This window comes from Xanthomonas euroxanthea, assembly GCF_903989455.1.
GTDB classification, from domain to species: Bacteria; Pseudomonadota; Gammaproteobacteria; order Xanthomonadales; family Xanthomonadaceae; genus Xanthomonas; species Xanthomonas euroxanthea.
In genome coordinates this window covers 1,607,855-1,623,833 of sequence record NZ_LR861803.1, presented here as the reverse complement: position 1 = coordinate 1,623,833, position 15,979 = coordinate 1,607,855, and the positions used below count along the sequence as shown (strand labels likewise).

Here is a 15,979-nt window from a genome sequence, read left to right as displayed (position 1 = left end):
TCGCCTGGAGAGTCGTATGTCCACCATCACCGTTCCGCCCTCCTCGCTGCCCGAAGAATCCGTCGCCACCCGGCTGGCCGAATCCGGCGTGCTCCCCGACGCCGCATTGCGTTACGGCATCCGCCGGTTGTGCGCGCAGCGCCTGCGCGATGAGCGCACCGGCGGTGCCGATGCCAGCGGCGAGCGCCAGCGCGCCTTCATCGACAGCCTGCGTGCCAGCGCGATCGCCATCGAAACCGATGCGGCCAATCGCCAGCACTACGAATTGCCGCCGCAGTTCTTCACCCTGTGCCTGGGCCGCCGGCTCAAGTACAGCAGCTGCTACTGGGACGCCACCACGCCGGATCTGGATGCGGCCGAAGAACGCATGCTGGCGCTGTACGGTGAGCGCGCCGAACTGGCCGACGGCCAACGCATCCTGGAGCTGGGCTGCGGCTGGGGCTCGCTGACCTTGTGGATGGCCGAGCGCTATCCCGGCGCCACCATCACCGCGGTGTCCAACTCGCGTCCGCAGCGCGCGCACATCCTGGAGCAGTGCCGGGTGCGCGGATTGAGCAACGTGCAGGTCATCACCGCCGACGTCAACGCGCTGGCGCTGCCGCCGGGCAACTTCGACCGCGTGGTGTCGGTGGAGATGTTCGAGCACATGCGCAATTACCGCGAGCTGCTGGCGCGCGTCGGCAGCTGGCTGGCGCCGGGCGGCAAGCTGTTCGTGCATATCTTCTGCCATCGCGACCTGGCCTACCCGTTCGAGGTGGCCGGCGAAGACAACTGGATGGGGCGGCATTTCTTCACCGGCGGGCTGATGCCGGCGGCCGATACCCTGCTGCATTTCCAGCAGGACGTAATCATCGAACAGCGCTGGGTGCTGTCGGGCGAGCATTACGAAAAAACCGCCAACGCCTGGCTGGAGAACCAGGACCGCCACCGCGCGCAGATCATGCCGCTGCTGAAGCAGACCTATGGCGAGGATGCACAGCGCTGGTGGCAGCGCTGGCGGATGTTCTGGCTGGCCTGCGCCGAGTTGTTCGGTTACGACCAGGGTCGCGAGTGGGGTGTGGCGCACTATCGCTTCGTCAAACGCTGATTACCGCGCGCGGCCCGGGACGCCATCGCGGGCCGCCTGGGTGAACGCGAATATCCCGGCTTTCCGTTCGTGCCGGCGCACCGGCAGGCGGGTTGGCACCATGGCCATGCCAGCGCGCCGTCCGGGGTTTGCACTGTCTGCTGACAACGCTGCGATGCGATGCGCAACGCATGCGCGCAGACGATGCCATCGGCGCGCGCGATCGCCCCGCGACCGCGCGCCGCCCTGCGGTCAGCTCGCCGCAGCGGTGATCACGATTTCCACCTTCCATTCCGGCCGCGCCAACTTGGCTTCGACCGTGGCGCGCGCGGGGGTGAAGCCGTGCGGCACCCATTCGTCCCAGGCCGCGTTCATGCCGTCGAAATCGGCGATGTCGGCCAGGAAGATTTCCGCACGCAGGATCTTGGTCTTGTCGCTGGCCGCCTGCGCGAGCAGCTTGTCGATTTCGCCCAGCACCTGGCGGGTCTGCCCGGTGATGTCTTCGCTGGTGTCTTCGGCAACCTGGCCGGCCAGATAGCACACGCCGCCATGGACGGTCATTTCCGACATCCGCGGACCCGTTTCGAATCGCTGCAACATTTCAGACTTCCTACGGTTGATTGACCCGGGCATTGTCCCGCGAATGCGGCAAACGTGCAGCCCCGGCGCGCGGGTGCTGCGCCAACCACGCCCCCACCCGCACCATCCAGGCCACGATCAGCACGATGGCGCTCTTCTGGCTGATGCCAGCGGCACACTGCTGACCGTGACGTGCACCAGCAGTACCGCAAATGCACTCAGCCCCAGGCCAAACGCGGTGGTGAAGCGGCCCCGCCACACCCGGTCGCGGCGGAAATACCACGATTGCAGCAACACCGCCGCGATCACGCACAGAAACGTCATGTCGGCCGAGAGCAGATGCACCAGCATGGCCGCGTCGGGCGCCAGCTCCGGCATCCAGCTATCGCCGATCGACACCATGCTCAGGCCCAGCGCCGCGCTCCAGAACAGCGCCACCACCGTGCGGCTGCGCGCGGGCGACGCAAGTGCCGCCTGCAGGCCCGGCGCCATCCACGCCATCGTGGCAGCCAGCACGCAATAGGCCGTGCGTAACAGCAGGCCGTGGTCGCCGTGCAGATAGGCGCTGAGCTGTGCGTCGATCCAGTCCAGATCCCCACGCAGCCATTGCAACAGCAGAATCAATCCAATGAAGGCCATGCCCGTGCAGGCGGCGACTGCGCCGGCCTGCACGGCCCAGCGTGGCGGGCACGACGGCCCGGGCGGCATCGCGGTGCCGGTGTGGTGTCGATCGTCCATCAATTGCCTGTCTGTGGTGCAACGGTCATCGTGTCCAAGTGGGTCGCCTGCGGCACGTGGTCGCGGCGATGCCCTATGATGCGCGCGGCCGTCCCGAGCCGACACCTGTCGGCGCGACCGAAGCCTGCGTTCACCTCATTGGGCATCCACGCGATCACCCTGCATGTACCTTGACACCGACCGGCCCATGCAGACCAAACGCCCGCACGGCACGCACCATGCATGTGCCCTTCTTCCCCTCCAGCAGATCCCGTTTCCCTCATGACGGATACCCCAGTGTCTTCCCAAGCGCCGGCCAGCGGCTGGCGCCGCGCCTTGCCGGTGATCATCAGCCTGGCGATCCTGGCGATGGCGCTGCACGCGCTGTCGGGACAATTCACCGACCACGGCTATCGGCAGATCCGCCAGGCGTTCCGTGCCTTGGGTGCCGGCCAGATCGCGCTCACCTTGCTGCTGGGCTTGAGCAGCTACGCCTGCCTGGTGGGCTTTGACTGGGTCGGGCTCAAGCGCACCGGCAAGCGGCTGCACCCGGCGCGCGTGGGCATCACCGCCTTCATGGCGCATGCGGTGGGGCAGACGCTGGGCTTTGCCGCACTCACCGGCGGCGCGGTCCGCCTGCGCGGCTATGGCAGCGTCGGGCTGACCCTGGCCGAGATCGGCCAGGTGGTGCTGATGAGCACACTGGGCTTCGTCTTCGGCGCCTGGGTGTTGCTTGGCCTGGCGCTGATGCTGGAACCGGAAGCGGCCGCGCGCGCACTGCCGATCACCGCAGAAGGCATCCGCATCGCCGGTATCGCCTTGCTGGTGGGCTACGTTGCAATGCTGGGACTGGTTGGCAGGCAGGGCCGCGAATTCGGGATTGGCCGTCATCGCTTCTGGTTGCCCGACCGCACCACGGTGCTCGGCGTCACCGCGCTGAGCGTGGTCGAGCTGGGCCTGGCGGCTGCCGCGTTCTACGTGCTGCTGCCGCCGGACCCGGGTACCGGCTACTTCGGTTTCATCGGGATCTGGCTGGTGGCGGTGGTCGCCGGGCTGATCTCCACGGTGCCGGCCGGCTTGGGCGTGTTCGAGTGGAGCCTGCTCAAGCTGCTGCCGCATGTCACCCCGGCTGCGGTGCTGGCCGCCGCGCTGGCCTACCGGGTCACCTACTACATCGTGCCGCTGCTGATCTCGGTGGCGATGGCGGCAGCCTCCGGCCTGGGCGCACCGGTGCGCGCCAGCGCCAGCACCGCACGCACCGTGTGGAAGGCCCTGCGCCCCTGGTTGCCGCAGATCCTGGCGTTGGCAGTGTTTGCGGTGGGCGCGGCGCTGGTCATCGACGGCACCTTGCCGACCCCGCGCGCGCGCCAGGAAGTGGCGCCGCTGCCGCTGATCGAGACCTCGCATCTGCTGGTCAGCCTGGGCGGCATGGTGCTGCTGCTGATCGGCCAGGGCCTGCAACGCCGCAGCCATGCGGCCTGGGTGCTGGCACTGGGCGTGTGCATCCTGCTGCCGCCGCTGTCGCTGTTGCGCGGCAGTCATATCTCGGTGTCGCTGTCGGCGGCGCTGGCCGCGGTCGCGCTGTGGGCGGCACGGCGCGAGTTCTACCGCCAGGGCGCGCTGCTGGACGAAGCCTGGTCGTGGCGCTGGCTGAGCAACCTTGGCCTGGTGCTGGTGGCCACGTTCTGGCTGTTGTTCTTCGTCTACAGCCATGTCGAATACAGCAACGACCTGTGGTGGGAATTCGCCACCTCGGCCAACGCGCCACGTGCGCTGCGCGCGGCGTTGATCCTGTGCGTGGGCGTGATCGTGTTCGGCATGGCGCGCCTGCTGCGTGGCGGCCGCCGCCCGATGCCGGCCGCCGATGCCCAGACCCTGCAGACGCTGGCGCCGATCCTGGCCAGCAGTACCGACACCCAGGCCTGCCTGGCGCTGACCGGCGACAAGGCCTTCCTGCTCGACGAGCAGGGACGTGGGTTTGTGATGATGCAGCGTTACGGCGGCTCGCTGATCTCGATGGGCGACCCAGTCGGCGCGCCCGAGGTCGCACGCGCACTGATCTGGCGCTTCCGCGAAGAGGCCGACCATATGGGCCTGCGCCCGGTGTTCTACCAGGTAGGCGAAAAATACTGGCAGACCTATCTGGACATGGGCCTGACCCTGGTCAAACTGGGCGAAGAGGCGATCGTGCCGCTGGAAGGCTTCACCCTGGAAGGCCGCGACCGCGCCGATCTGCGCCAGGCCTGGAACCGCGGCAAGCGCGGCGGCCTGACCTTCCGCATGCTGCAGCCCGAGCAGGTGGATGCGGTACTGCCGCGCCTGACCGAAGTGTCCGAGCAATGGCTGGAAGAAAAATCCGGCGAAGAGAAGGGCTTCTCGCTGGGCAGCTTCGATGCGGACTATCTGCGCCGCTTCCCGGTGGCGGTGGCCGAGGCGGAAGGCCAGATCGTGGCCTTCGCCAACGTGTGGCAAGCGCCGGCTGGCGGCGAGCTGTCGGTGGACCTGATGCGGCACAGCGCGCAGGCCCCCAAGGGCACGATGGATTTCCTGTTCATCGAGCTGTTCCTGTGGGGGCAAGCCAACGGCTATACGCGCTTCTCGTTGGGCATGGCGCCGCTGTCGGGCCTGGCCGAGCATCGCCTGGCCGGCCGCTGGAATCGCTTTGCCAGCCTGGTCGCGCGTCACGGCGAGCGCTTCTATGGCTTCAGCGGCTTGCGTCGCTTCAAATCGAAGTTCGCCCCGACCTGGCGCCCGCGCTACCTGGTCGCGCCGGGCGGCATGCATCTGCCGGCCGCATTGCTGGATGTCACCCGATTGATCTCGGTGGATCCCGGCCGCCAGGAGTAACACCACACAGGGCCTGCGGTTTTCATGCGAATGCGTCGGTCTATGGCGGGCGCCTGCACGTGTGCCTGATGGCAATGCTTGTTGGAGAGCGGTAGCGAGATTGGGAGCGTGGTGCCGCGTCCGGGGGCGGGACCGTGTGGCGGCATGGATGCCGCCACCGAGCCTACATGGACGTACTTGCGGCGTGTCCCGACACCGGATGCGGCGCCGCGCTGCCGACCGACTCCGCTTACCGATCAATCGTGCGCACCGCATCTGTTGTTTCCATGCGAATGCTTCGGTCTGCGGCAGGCGCCTGCACGCGTACCGGCGTGGGACACGCCGCAAGTACGTCCGTGTAGGCTCTGGCGCGGCATCCATGCCGCTCAAGGTCCCACACCGGCACGCGCGCAGGCACCTCCGGTTGCTGTCGGTTGCGAAACGAAAAGCGAACGGATTGCTGGGCTACACGTCCTTCGAGTGCCCATCCTGGCCGTAGCAGCAGATAGATAACTCACCATGTGCGTTGGCGACGGAGTCCGCAGGCATTTACACGTGTTGAGCGCATTGCTTGCCGATCAGCGGTAGCAATGTTGGAAGCGTGGTGTCGCGTCCGGGGGCGGGACCGTGTGGCGGCATGGATGCCGCCACCGAGCCTACATGGACGTACTTGCGGCGTGTCCCGACACCGGATGCGGCGCCGCGCCACCGGCCGACTCCGTACACCGATCAATTGCGCACTAAATCCGTCCGCTTCATGCGAATGCTTCGGTCTGCCGCGGGCGCTTGCACGCGTACCGGCGTGGGACACGCCGCAAGTACGTCCGTGTAGGCTCTGGCGCGGCATCCATGCCGCTCAAGGTCCCACGCCGACACGCGCGCAAGCACCGCCGGTTGCTGTCGGTCGCGGAGAAAAATGCCAAGCGCCCGCCAGGCTGCTGGCGGCCGAACCGAACGGCGACGACCAGGTTGTTGACATGCGTCAGCCGGAAGTCGGCTGACGCATGGGCAAAAATGCACTGCTCGCTTATGGCTTCGACAGAGCGTGCAACTGCTCCATGATCACCTTGGCCAGGGTCGCGTAATCGCCCTTGAAGTGATGATCGCCCGGCAGCGCGACCCGCCTGGCGGCCTGTGCCGGCAGGCTCGGGCAGAGCGCATCCTGGTCGTCCTGGCCGTAGATGCAGACGGTGGTGCCGGCGGGCAGTCGCTGCACTTCCGGCGCAATCGGCAGGCCATCGTCGTCCGAACCCAGCCAGTTGCTGACGTGGAATTCGTAATCGGCCAGCTTACCTACCGACAACAGCGCGGTCATGCGCAGGTTCTGCTTGGTCTGCGCCGGCAGCGTGTTGATCGCGGCCGGCAATACGTCCGCGCCCTGCGAGAAGCCGATCAGCACCACCCGCTGGCGTTGCCAGCGCTGCGCATAGAAACGCGCGATGCGATCCAGGTCGGTCGCAAAGCCCTGCGGTGTACGCTCGGTCCAGAAGTAACGCAGCGAATCCAGGCCGACCACCGGGATGCCTTGCGCGGCCAGCGCATCGGCCACCTCTTCGTCCAGGCCTGCCCAGCCGCCATCGCCGGAGACGAAGATCACGAAGGTGTCGTCGTCGCTGTCGCCGTCCGGCTTGGCCGGCACTTCCACCACCGGCAGATCTTCCAGGCCGCCCGGCGGTGGCGGCAAGGCCACGCCCTTCTGCTCGCCCAGCGAGCGTGCCGCAGCGCGCAGGCCCGGCAGGATGTCGCCTCGCGCCGAACGCGTAAAAGTGCGTGCCTGCGGCACCTGCTTGAGGAAGCTGTCTTCGGCGGCGGCCGGGCAACGCTTGTCCTGGCTCCCGGCAAGCACCCAGGGAATCTGCAACGGCACCGGCAGCAGCGTGTTGCTGCCCGGGCGCACGCCCGGCTGGCAGATCGCCTGATCGGATACCGTGGCCGGGCACAGCCCATCGGTCAGCACGCCGGCCAGCACATGCGGCTTGGCTTGCGCCCCGATCGCATAGGCCAGCGCGGCCCCCTCGCCGTCGCCGACCAGCAGCGGCAGGCGGTAGGTGGGCACGTGGTAGAAGGCCTGTACGTAGCGCGAGAAATTCTCCACATCGCCGACTGAGAACGCGCAGGTGCCGCCGGCCTTGCGCAGCACCGCATACAGATGCGCGGTATCCACCATCGCCACCATCGCGCCATCGGCACGCAGGCTTTCCGCCTGCGTCTGCCGCTTGACGTTGTTGCCGGTGCCGGTCAGCCAGATCACCACGCGCTGCGGCTCGCCCTTGGGCATCAGCACCGGCACCTGCTCGAAGCGGCCGTGGCTCACTGGCTGCGTCGTCTGCGCAGCCGCCATGCCCGATAGCGTCAACATCGCCGCGCCGCAGAGCGCGCTCCACATCTCAAGTCGTCGCATGTCGCACCATCGGAAAGAGTGGTTCAAAGATAATCGCTCCGGGCGGCCACGCGAAGCGCGGCGCTTCGCTTATCGCGCATGTGCCTGCTGCCGCGCTTCCCAGGCGGCCAACGCCTGCCGGTAGCGCGCCAGTTCCTCCGCGTACAGATCGTGCACGCACAACGGGCAACCGCTCTCGCAGCACTCGTTGGGTGCAGGCGGCTCGGGCGGCTGCGGGCGTGGATCATGATCGGGAGCGACGCGGTCGTGCATGTGCGCATTGTAGCGTGCGCCACCAGCGCGCCCGGATGAACCGCCTGGCCCCGTGTGCCGGGTCAGCGCCCCAGCCGCCGCCGCAGATTGGCCCGTGCCGCAGCGTCGTAGCGCGCATGGAAGTCGTCGCTCAGAAAGATGCGCGGACGCTCCAGCAGGCCGGCCAGGAACCGCCTGCGGTTGAGCCGGAACAACAGGCTGGGCACATGCCCGCGGTATTCGACGGCAATGGCCTGGTCGTAGGCATCGAACACCGCCGCCGGTGCGGCCAGGATCGCCATGTCGCAATCCAGGAACAACGCCGCTTCGGCATCCACATCCGCCGGCTGCAGTTGTCCATGGCGTGCGGTCAGCAGGATCAGGTGCTGCACGCGCTGCAGATCCACCGACACCTGCGGCCACCAGCGCGGGATGCAGTCCGCCGCCCACCTGGCCGATTCCGCCTCGTTGTCGCTGCGCCCGGGTTGATACACCGCATCGTGGAACAGCACCGCCAACCAGACTTCGACCGGCTGCTGCCAGCCCGGCCCTGCGGCGACCTCGGCGTAATGCTGCAGCAGCGCGCGCACATGACCGAAGTGGTGATAGGCGCGCGGCGGCGTGGCATAGGCCTGTTCGAGCGCGGCCAGGTGCTCGGGCTGCAATGGCAGTGGTGTGGTGGTGGCGTCCATGCACGCAGGCTACCGCGGACGCACCTGCCCGCGCATCAGCGCAGCGACCACCGCCCTTCGAGCTGGTAACGCGACTGGCCAAGAAAGCTGCGCACCAGCGCGAACTCCCGCACCGTCCACGCCAGCGCCTCGCAGCGCCGTTGCGGCAACGACTGGTTGCAATACAGCAGCGTCATATGCGGCGTGTACTGCGCATCGCCGGCAATGCCCGCATGCGCCAGTTGCCGGCCCAACGCGCCTTGCAGTTCGTACAGCCCGCGCACCTTGTCTTCGCCACGCAGCACGCACGGCAGCTGCGAACGTCGTCCCCCGAAGGTGCCCACCCGATCGAACTCCACCGCGAACGCGTCCATTGCCACGCGCTCGGCCGCCTGACTGGCACGGCTCACCAACGACGGCGGCAAGCCGCCCGCGTAATCACCCAGATGATGCAGGGTCACATGCAAGCGTTCGCGCGCCAGCGGCCTGCCATCGACCTGGCCAGCATGCAGCAGCCCATCGGCAATCGCCGCGGCGCGCTGGGCAGTCGATGCATCGGCCATCACCGCGAAGAACAGGCGCTCGGTGGTCTTCTCCTCGCCAAGGCCAAGCGACAGTTGCGCCTCGGCCGAGGACAGGTACAGGAACTTCTGTTTCATGGGCTGATTCCACGACCGCGTACGCGGACCTGCCGGAAGAAGGGCGGCGGATACTAGCAGACCAACTGCGTGCGTGACACGCCTTCAACATCCACGCCACGACGTGGAACGCGCGCAATGCGTGGAACAAGAACAGTGTCACTGGCTGCGCGTGGCACAAAAAGAAACGGGCAGCTCGCGCTGCCCGTTTCCGCCTTTATCGGTTCACTCCACAAGCTGCATCACAGGGATGCGCCTGGGTCACGCGCGCAGGTTAGGCGGCGCTCTTCATCGCATGCTTGCGGTTACGCATCACGTCATGACAGGCGCGCACTTCCGGCAGCAGACGCAGTGCGGCGTCGCGTGCGGCGGCCGGGGTGTCCTGATCGGCGATGGTTTCATCGAATGCCTTCAGCAAACGATCTTCGGACTCTTCCAGTTCGGCCACATAGCCATACTTGGTGTCGCCCAGGGTTGCGCGCACCTTGCCGTAGAACTGCTGCATGCTGCCGACCATGGTGCCGCTGGTTTCCGGCTTGCCACCGACCGAGGCGACGACGCTGCTCAGGTTGCTGACGATGTCGGACTTCACACCGGCGATGCGGCGGAACAGCGTTGCAAGTTCCGCATCGCCCACCTTGGCAGCAGCTTCTTCGTAGAAGTCTTTGCCGTCGCGGGAAATGGCGATGAGGTCGTTGAGGCTGTGCTCGGTCTTGCTCTGAATGCTCATGTGTGGCTCCTGGTTACGATGGGCCAGCTCTGCGCGAAGTCGAAAAGGCGCTTGCGCTGGCTTTCGGGGGATGAGGCAATCGATGTGCTGATTGCATGCCTTGACGTTGTGTACGGCCTTAGCTTGGCGGGCCACCCATAATCGAGATGTGAGTGCGGTGGCGATTGTCCTCACGCGATCATGCAGGCAATGAATGGCGATTCATCGATGCCAAGACCGGGTCAAGCTATTTCGGCTGCCGGCTCGCCCACATGTTGTCGACCAGGTTGGGATACGGCCGACCAGCCTCCTCCGCACGCTGTCTGGCAGCGGTTTTCTGGGCAGCGGTCAGCGGCGTGGACGCGGACCTGCCCTTGGGCTTCGGGCGCTTCCATGGAGGTGGGGTGAAGTCGGTCATGGCGCTGTATGGTCCGCTCGCAATGAAGCATGCAGTCTCGATGTCGGGCCGTGAGTCGGCCGTGGATGGAGCCATGCATCCCGGATGTGCAACTGCATCGCGGGTAGGACCGCTATCCATGCTGCCACTCATCACGGCAACGGCCGCATGCGGCAGAGCCGGCTGGATAACCGCCTGTGCCACCGCGCCCCAGCCGCTGCGCTTCAGCAGCTCGCCAGCGCCGTCCGCTGCCGGCGTTCCTGCCAGACCGCCAGGGCGTACACCAGCAAGCCGCCCAGCGCAGTGGCCGCGCCCACGTAGCCGGTCGAGGTCCAGCCCCACCCGGCCATGATCGCCATGCCACCCAACCATGGGCCCAGCGCGTTGGCGGTATTGAACGCGGCATGGTTGGACGCCGCCGCCAGGGTCTGCGCCTCTGCGGCCACATCCATCAGCCGCGTCTGCAGTGCAGGTGCCAGCGCACCCATGGTGCCGACCGCCACGATCGACACGAATACCCACAGGCCCGACTGCGCGGCCAACGGAAAGGTCAACATCACCAGCACCGACCACACCAGCAACACCGGTACCGCACGGAACTGCATGCGATCGAACAGCCAGCCGCCCAGGATGCTGCCGAGCACGCCGCCGACACCGAACGCCACCATGGCCAGCGGAATCCGCGCCGGCGCCACGCCGGTCACTGCGGTCAAGGTGGGCGCCAGATAACTGAAGACGCAGAACATGCCGGAAAAACCCACCGCGCCGATCGCCAGGGCCAGCCACACCTGCGGCTGGTTGAAGGCCCGCAGCTCGCGCAGCGGCTGTTGGCGCGGCTCGTCCGGCGCGGGCGGCAAGCGTGATGCCACTGCGGCGACCGTGCACAACGCAAGCACCGATACCGCCGCGTAGGCCCAACGCCAGCTCACGATCTGGCCCAGCCAGGTCGCCAACGGATTGCCCACCAGCAAGGCGATGCTCAGGCCCAGCAACACCCGGCCCACCGCAGTGGCGCGCTGATTGGGCGGGCTGATCGACGCGGCGACCAATGAAGCAACGCCGAAGTAGGCGCCATGCGGCAAGCCGGCGATAAACCGGCACAGCAACATCGTGTGGTAGCTCGGCGCCAGCGCACTGGCGAGATTGCCCAGCGCGTAGAACACCATCAACAGCAGCAACAAGGTGCGCCGCGGCCAGCGGGCGCCGACAATCGCCAGCAACGGCGCACCGACCACCACACCCAATGCATAGGCGCTGATCACATGGCCGACCTGCGGCTCGCTGATCTGCAGGCCCTGCGCGATCTGGGTCATCAGCCCCATGGTGGAAAATTCGCTGATGCCGATCGCAAAGCCACCCATCGCCAACGCAAACAGGATCAGCACGTAATCGCGCCGGGACACACGCGGCGTTGAAAGATCGGTATCGGACATGCCCGACTCCAGGATGACGGGGCGGCTTATTATTGTGCAACGCAGCAATCGACGAAAGCGCGGCGCCTGCTGCGATTCAGCGCCAGGCCCCAGCACATCACAGTTTGGCCGATCCCGTCGCGACAGAAGACGCTGTGTCCTATCGCTATCGCTCGAATCCGCTTTGGTCCGCCACCATCGCTAGGGGGCACTCGCGATCGGCGCGGTGTCGCGCACGGCGCGTGATCCACACCCAATTGGTTGCTGATGTCCACATCCACTGAATCCCCATTGTTCTCACCGGTGCGCCTGGGCGCGCTGGATCTTGCCAACCGCGTGATCATGGCGCCGCTGACGCGCAATCGCGCCGTCGCCGGGCAGGTGCCCTCGCCGCTCGCCGCCGAGTACTACGGCCAACGCGCCAGTGCCGGATTGATCGTGGCCGAAGGCACGCAGATCAGCCCGCTGGGCCAGGGCTATCTGGATACGCCCGGCATCCACACCGCCGCGCAGGTCCAGGGCTGGCGTGCGGTCACCGATGAAGTGCATCGTCGTGGCGGCAAGATCGTGTTGCAGCTGTGGCATGTGGGCCGCGTCTCGCACACCAGCGTGCTGCCGCCAGGCGAATCGCCGGTGGCGCCCAGCGCCATCCGCGCCGAGGGCAAGACCTACACCAAGGATGGCTTCCAGGATGTCTCCGAGCCGCGCGCGCTGGCGCTGGACGAAATTCCCGCCTTGATCGAGGACTACCGCATCGCCGCGCGCAATGCCATCGACGCCGGCTTCGACGGCGTGGAAGTCCATGCGGCCAACGGCTACCTGCTCGACCAGTTCCTGCGTGACGGCTCCAACCAGCGCACCGACGCGTACGGCGGCGACATCGAAAACCGGACCCGCCTGCTGACCGAAGTGATGCAGGCCATTGCCGACGAGATCGGTGCCGAGCGGACCGGCGTGCGGCTGTCGCCGGTCACGCCGGTATACGGCATGCACGACTCCGATCCGCAGCCCTTGTTCGAACGTGCGGTGGAGCGTCTCAACCTGATCGGCGGGCTGGCCTTCGTGCACGTGATCGAGGGCGCAACCGGCGGTGCACGCGACAACGTCGCCTTCGACTACGCCGCGCTGCGCGCCAGGTTCGACGGCGCCTGGATCGCCAACAACAGCTACGACAAGGCACTGTCCGAGAAAGCCCTCGACAGCGGCTACGCCGATGCGATCGCCTTCGGCCGGCCCTTCATCGCCAACCCGGACCTGGTGCGTCGCCTGCGCGAGAACGCCCCGCTGGCCGATGTCGACCAGGCCACGCTGTACGGCGGCGGTGCCAAGGGCTATATCGACTACCCCGCCCTGCCGGACTAAGAGCGCTGCGCACTACCGCGCCGCGGTCAGGCGGGCGCGGCCGGTGCGTGGAATCGGCATCACGTCGGTTCCTCCGCGCCATCCGCACCCATCTGACAACGGCTCGCTATGTTCATCAGCCGCTGTAAGGCACACCGGCTGCGCTCGGCATCAAGCGAGCGCAGCCGCTGCAGCAGATCGGTCCGTCCATGCACGCAGCGCGGCCCCAGGCCTCGGGCAGCCCCGTGCGTCTTGCATGCGCCAAGCGCCCTGCTGCCCACTCAATCGTTGAACCAGCGCGCAACACCACGCGCTTGTGCGTGTTACGCAACAGGTTGGCGACGACGCATACGTATCCATGGCACCGTGCTTGCAACGCCGATGCCTTCGCACCGTCGCACTATCGGCAGCAACCACATGACGCGCGCACCCGGCCCCGCTAGGATCATGCCGACACTGATTTCTGGACTGCCGATGCGGCCCCTGCTCACTGCTGTTCTCTTCTGCACGTTGCTGATCTGCGGGCAAGCCTCCGCCGTGCCGTTCTGGGGCGCGCGCCAGTCAAGCCCTGCGGAAACGGCGCCGGCCGACCTCAAGCCGGGCGAATGGATCTGGGGCGGCGTCAGCAAGGGCTGGGGACCGATGGCGGTGATCGTCAGCCTCACCGAGCAACGCGCCTATGCGTATCGCAACGGCATCCTGATCGGCATTTCCACCATCAGCTCCGGCAAGCCCGGGCACGAGACACCGACCGGTGTGTTCACCATCCTGCAGAAGGACAAGGACCACCGCTCCAATCTCTACAACGCCGCGCCGATGCCGTATCAGCAACGCCTGACCTGGGACGGCGTGGCCCTGCACGCAGGCGGCCTGCCCGGGTATCCGGAATCGCATGGCTGCGTGCATCTGCCGTCGGAATTCGCGCGGCTGCTGTTCGACAACTCCAACATGGGCATGGTGGTAGTGGTTGCGCAGGCCGGCGTGGATGCCGACGCGGTGGTGCATCCACGCGCGCTCAGCCCGATCGACCCCACCACCGGCGCGCAGCGTGCGTTGCTGCCGCTGCCCAACGGCCAGACCTTTGCGTGGCAACCGGAACTGGCGCCCACCGGCCCGATCTCGATGCTGGTCAGCAGCAGCGATCAGCAACTGGTGGTGTATCGCAACGGCGTGGAAATCGGACGCGCGCAGGTGGCATTGCGCGCACAGACCGGTGCCGCGCCGCTGGGCACGCAGGCGTTCATCGTCGGCCAGGGCTTCCTGCCTGGCGAGGTGCCTGGCCTGCCCGGTCAACGCATGCCCAACTGGATGCGCATCGGCATCCCCGGCAGCAATGCCGCGGCAGGACAGCCGCTGGATGCCGACACCATCGCCCGGCTGCAGGTGCCGCCGGCATTCCTGGCCGGCCTGCTGCCGCTGCTGACGCCGGGTGTGGTGTTGGTCGCCACCGATCAACGCATCCTTCCCGAAACCACCGGCGGCAAGCTGCAGGTGCTGGATTCGGATCCGCCCGAGGCGCCGTGAGCGCAGGCTGCGCCGCGTTATCGCGCCGGCGAGTTGCAAGCTGCGCGTGAGGTTGCGCGCGCACATGCTTGCAACCCAGCATCGGCAGGCACTCGTATGCGCTGGCGGTGCAGAGCGCTGGCCGCCCGCCCGGCGTTGTTGAGCGCGCGACCCGACGCGCGTTGCTGCGATTGTCAGCGCGACCTGCCTGGCAGATGATGCAGACATCCCTCATTGCCAAGGATGTGCGTGATGCGTTTACTCACTGCGGTTCTGCTCGGCAGCACGCTATTCGGTTACGCGTCCTCCACGGCAGCGACCGAGCCGCTGCGCCCTGCCGCACCGAACGCCGAGTGCCTGGATGCGCGCAAGGTGACGGAACTGCATCAAGCCGATCCGCGCACGCTGGCGGTGGCCGAACAAGGCGGACGGCTGTTCCGCATCAGCCTGGCGCAGGACTGCCCGCAACTGGCCGCACAAGCCGATGCCAGCCTGCTGGCGGCGCACGGCTGGGTCTGCAACGGTGCGCCGGCATACGTGAGCTCGGGCCAGCAGCGTTGCGCGGTCAGCCAGATCGCAAGCCTGAGTGCGCGCGAGTACGCCAGCGCGGCGCGGCAACGCGACGGCATTATCCCGACCCTGGACGGGGTCAGCGTGCGCGAAGCGCGCCGGCGCAATTTCGCCGGCTCGTCCAGCTACTGCTTCAACCCCAGCATGCTGCGTTCGTGGTCGGAAGACGGCCAGGGGCTGGTGGTGGAAGTGTCGCCTCGTCACCCCGGCACGCATCGCCACTACCGCGTCGAACTGATGGACAGCTGCCGCGAACTCAGCGGCGCGCCGCCGATTCGCTTCGTCTCCGGCATGGGCTTGAACGCGATCTGCGGCAATCCCGGCGACAAGGTCGATGTGCTCGACGAAATGGCACTTGCCGGCGCAGCTGCCGGATCCGGCCAGCAGGGCGACCTGAGCACCACCCGCGGCGGCCTGGCTGCGCGGATGCGCCAGAGTTGCATGGTCGCGGCGGTGTATCCGCGCGACTGAGCGTGCCGCAACGTAGGAGCGCGCTTGCGCGCGAGGGAGCATTAGCGATGACGCCCCATCGCGCGCTAGCGCGCTCCTACACACGCTACATGCGGCGCCCCCGCAACAGCCTCAGGCCTTGCGCAGGAAACAGGTCTTCAACACCAGGCCCTTGATCTTTTCCGAATTGCCTTCGATGTGCTCGGCATCGTCTTCGACCAGGCGGATGTTGCGGATCAGCGTGCCCTGCTTAAGCGGAATCGACGAACCCTTGACCTTCAGGTCCTTGATCACGGTCACCGTGTCGCCGGCCTGCAGCAGGTTGCCGTTGCTGTCGCGCACCACCGTCGTGGTCGCGGCGGATTCGCCGGCGCTCCATTCGAAGCCGCAGTCTGCGCAAATCCACAGCGCGCCATCGGCATAGGTATTGTCCAGGCCACATTGCGGGCAGGCGGGAACGGGAGACAT

13 protein-coding genes, 1 other RNA gene and 1 pseudogene are annotated in these 15,979 nt (G+C 67.1%); 6 read left to right on the top strand and 9 right to left on the bottom strand.

The features are described from left to right. Positions 1-16 precede the first annotated feature (16 nt). Positions 17-1,087 (top strand): SAM-dependent methyltransferase, encoded by a 1,071-nt coding sequence (locus H7A86_RS06990; RefSeq protein WP_119132377.1) that lies wholly within the window; start codon positions 17-19, stop codon positions 1,085-1,087. A gap of 231 nt (positions 1,088-1,318) precedes the next feature. Here H7A86_RS06990 and H7A86_RS06985 read toward each other — a convergent pair whose 3' ends face one another. Together H7A86_RS06985 and H7A86_RS06980 are read right to left on the bottom strand one after the other, a co-directional pair. Further along, entirely contained in the window at positions 1,319-1,666 is a 348-nt protein-coding gene (locus H7A86_RS06985) for a RidA family protein (protein ID WP_104583431.1), read from the bottom strand. Positions 1,667-1,676: 10 nt separating this feature from the next. After that, positions 1,677-2,383, bottom strand: a pseudogene (locus H7A86_RS06980) (DUF998 domain-containing protein). A gap of 261 nt (positions 2,384-2,644) precedes the next feature. Here H7A86_RS06980 and mprF point away from each other — a divergent pair. Next, positions 2,645-5,209 (top strand): bifunctional lysylphosphatidylglycerol flippase/synthetase MprF, encoded by a 2,565-nt coding sequence (gene mprF / locus H7A86_RS06975; RefSeq protein WP_119132378.1) that lies wholly within the window; start codon positions 2,645-2,647, stop codon positions 5,207-5,209. A 1,006-nt stretch (positions 5,210-6,215) separates the two neighbouring features. On the opposite strand, the gene H7A86_RS06970 is transcribed toward mprF, so the two are convergent. The 6 genes from H7A86_RS06970 to H7A86_RS06945 all read right to left on the bottom strand — a co-directional run bounded on the left by H7A86_RS06970 (position 6,216) and on the right by H7A86_RS06945 (position 11,668). Then, positions 6,216-7,589, bottom strand: coding sequence for a virulence factor (locus H7A86_RS06970; protein WP_119132380.1), 1,374 nt, complete (start codon positions 7,587-7,589; stop codon positions 6,216-6,218). Positions 7,590-7,658: 69 nt separating this feature from the next. Next, the gene (locus tag H7A86_RS06965) at positions 7,659-7,841 is read right to left on the bottom strand and encodes an oxidoreductase-like domain-containing protein (RefSeq protein ID WP_104648309.1); all 183 of its coding nucleotides are present in this window, start codon (positions 7,839-7,841) and stop codon (positions 7,659-7,661) included. A 62-nt stretch (positions 7,842-7,903) separates the two neighbouring features. Then, the gene (locus H7A86_RS06960) at positions 7,904-8,512 is read right to left on the bottom strand and encodes an HD domain-containing protein (protein WP_119132381.1); all 609 of its coding nucleotides are present in this window, start codon (positions 8,510-8,512) and stop codon (positions 7,904-7,906) included. Positions 8,513-8,547: 35 nt separating this feature from the next. Next, positions 8,548-9,150, bottom strand: a complete 603-nt coding sequence (gene thpR, locus H7A86_RS06955; protein WP_119132382.1) for an RNA 2',3'-cyclic phosphodiesterase — start codon at positions 9,148-9,150, stop codon at positions 8,548-8,550. A gap of 253 nt (positions 9,151-9,403) precedes the next feature. Then, a complete protein-coding gene (locus H7A86_RS06950; RefSeq protein WP_016903501.1) occupies positions 9,404-9,859 on the bottom strand; it encodes a PA2169 family four-helix-bundle protein in 456 nt (151 codons plus the stop codon). A gap of 600 nt (positions 9,860-10,459) precedes the next feature. Continuing rightward, on the bottom strand, positions 10,460-11,668 hold the full coding sequence (locus H7A86_RS06945) for an MFS transporter (protein ID WP_180708060.1): 1,209 nt from the start codon (positions 11,666-11,668) through the stop codon (positions 10,460-10,462). A gap of 246 nt (positions 11,669-11,914) precedes the next feature. Between H7A86_RS06945 and H7A86_RS06940 the strand changes: the two genes are divergently transcribed. The 4 genes from H7A86_RS06940 to H7A86_RS06925 all read left to right on the top strand — a co-directional run bounded on the left by H7A86_RS06940 (position 11,915) and on the right by H7A86_RS06925 (position 15,532). Continuing rightward, the gene (locus tag H7A86_RS06940) at positions 11,915-13,009 is read left to right on the top strand and encodes an alkene reductase (protein WP_104583441.1); all 1,095 of its coding nucleotides are present in this window, start codon (positions 11,915-11,917) and stop codon (positions 13,007-13,009) included. A 58-nt stretch (positions 13,010-13,067) separates the two neighbouring features. Continuing rightward, positions 13,068-13,130, top strand: a non-coding RNA gene (locus H7A86_RS06935) — sX9 sRNA. A gap of 326 nt (positions 13,131-13,456) precedes the next feature. Beyond that, positions 13,457-14,512: a L,D-transpeptidase gene (locus H7A86_RS06930; RefSeq protein WP_104648550.1), complete on the top strand. Its 1,056-nt coding sequence runs from the start codon at positions 13,457-13,459 to the stop codon at positions 14,510-14,512. 231 nt (positions 14,513-14,743) lie between these two features. Next, entirely contained in the window at positions 14,744-15,532 is a 789-nt protein-coding gene (locus H7A86_RS06925; RefSeq protein ID WP_232099280.1) for a hypothetical protein, read from the top strand. Positions 15,533-15,643: 111 nt separating this feature from the next. Here the strand turns inward: H7A86_RS06925 and H7A86_RS06920 are convergent, their stop codons facing one another. Continuing rightward, positions 15,644-15,979: a zinc ribbon domain-containing protein YjdM gene (locus H7A86_RS06920; protein WP_047130753.1), complete on the bottom strand. Its 336-nt coding sequence runs from the start codon at positions 15,977-15,979 to the stop codon at positions 15,644-15,646.

Excerpts from the sequence above, each read along its gene's own strand:
- H7A86_RS06920 (WP_047130753.1), bottom strand. The coding sequence starts at position 15,979 with ATGTCTCCCGTTCCCGCCTGCCCGCAATGTGGCCTGGACAATACCTAT.
- H7A86_RS06950 (WP_016903501.1), bottom strand. The coding sequence starts at position 9,859 with ATGAGCATTCAGAGCAAGACCGAGCACAGCCTCAACGACCTCATCGCC.
- H7A86_RS06945 (WP_180708060.1), bottom strand. The coding sequence starts at position 11,668 with ATGTCCGATACCGATCTTTCAACGCCGCGTGTGTCCCGGCGCGATTAC.
- H7A86_RS06940 (WP_104583441.1), top strand. The coding sequence starts at position 11,915 with ATGTCCACATCCACTGAATCCCCATTGTTCTCACCGGTGCGCCTGGGC.
- H7A86_RS06960 (WP_119132381.1), bottom strand. The coding sequence starts at position 8,512 with ATGGACGCCACCACCACACCACTGCCATTGCAGCCCGAGCACCTGGCC.
- H7A86_RS06965 (WP_104648309.1), bottom strand. The coding sequence starts at position 7,841 with ATGCACGACCGCGTCGCTCCCGATCATGATCCACGCCCGCAGCCGCCC.
- H7A86_RS06925 (WP_232099280.1), top strand. The coding sequence starts at position 14,744 with ATGCGTTTACTCACTGCGGTTCTGCTCGGCAGCACGCTATTCGGTTAC.
- H7A86_RS06990 (WP_119132377.1), top strand. The coding sequence starts at position 17 with ATGTCCACCATCACCGTTCCGCCCTCCTCGCTGCCCGAAGAATCCGTC.
- H7A86_RS06985 (WP_104583431.1), bottom strand. The coding sequence starts at position 1,666 with ATGTTGCAGCGATTCGAAACGGGTCCGCGGATGTCGGAAATGACCGTC.
- thpR (WP_119132382.1), bottom strand. The coding sequence starts at position 9,150 with ATGAAACAGAAGTTCCTGTACCTGTCCTCGGCCGAGGCGCAACTGTCG.
- mprF (WP_119132378.1), top strand. The coding sequence starts at position 2,645 with ATGACGGATACCCCAGTGTCTTCCCAAGCGCCGGCCAGCGGCTGGCGC.
- H7A86_RS06970 (WP_119132380.1), bottom strand. The coding sequence starts at position 7,589 with ATGCGACGACTTGAGATGTGGAGCGCGCTCTGCGGCGCGGCGATGTTG.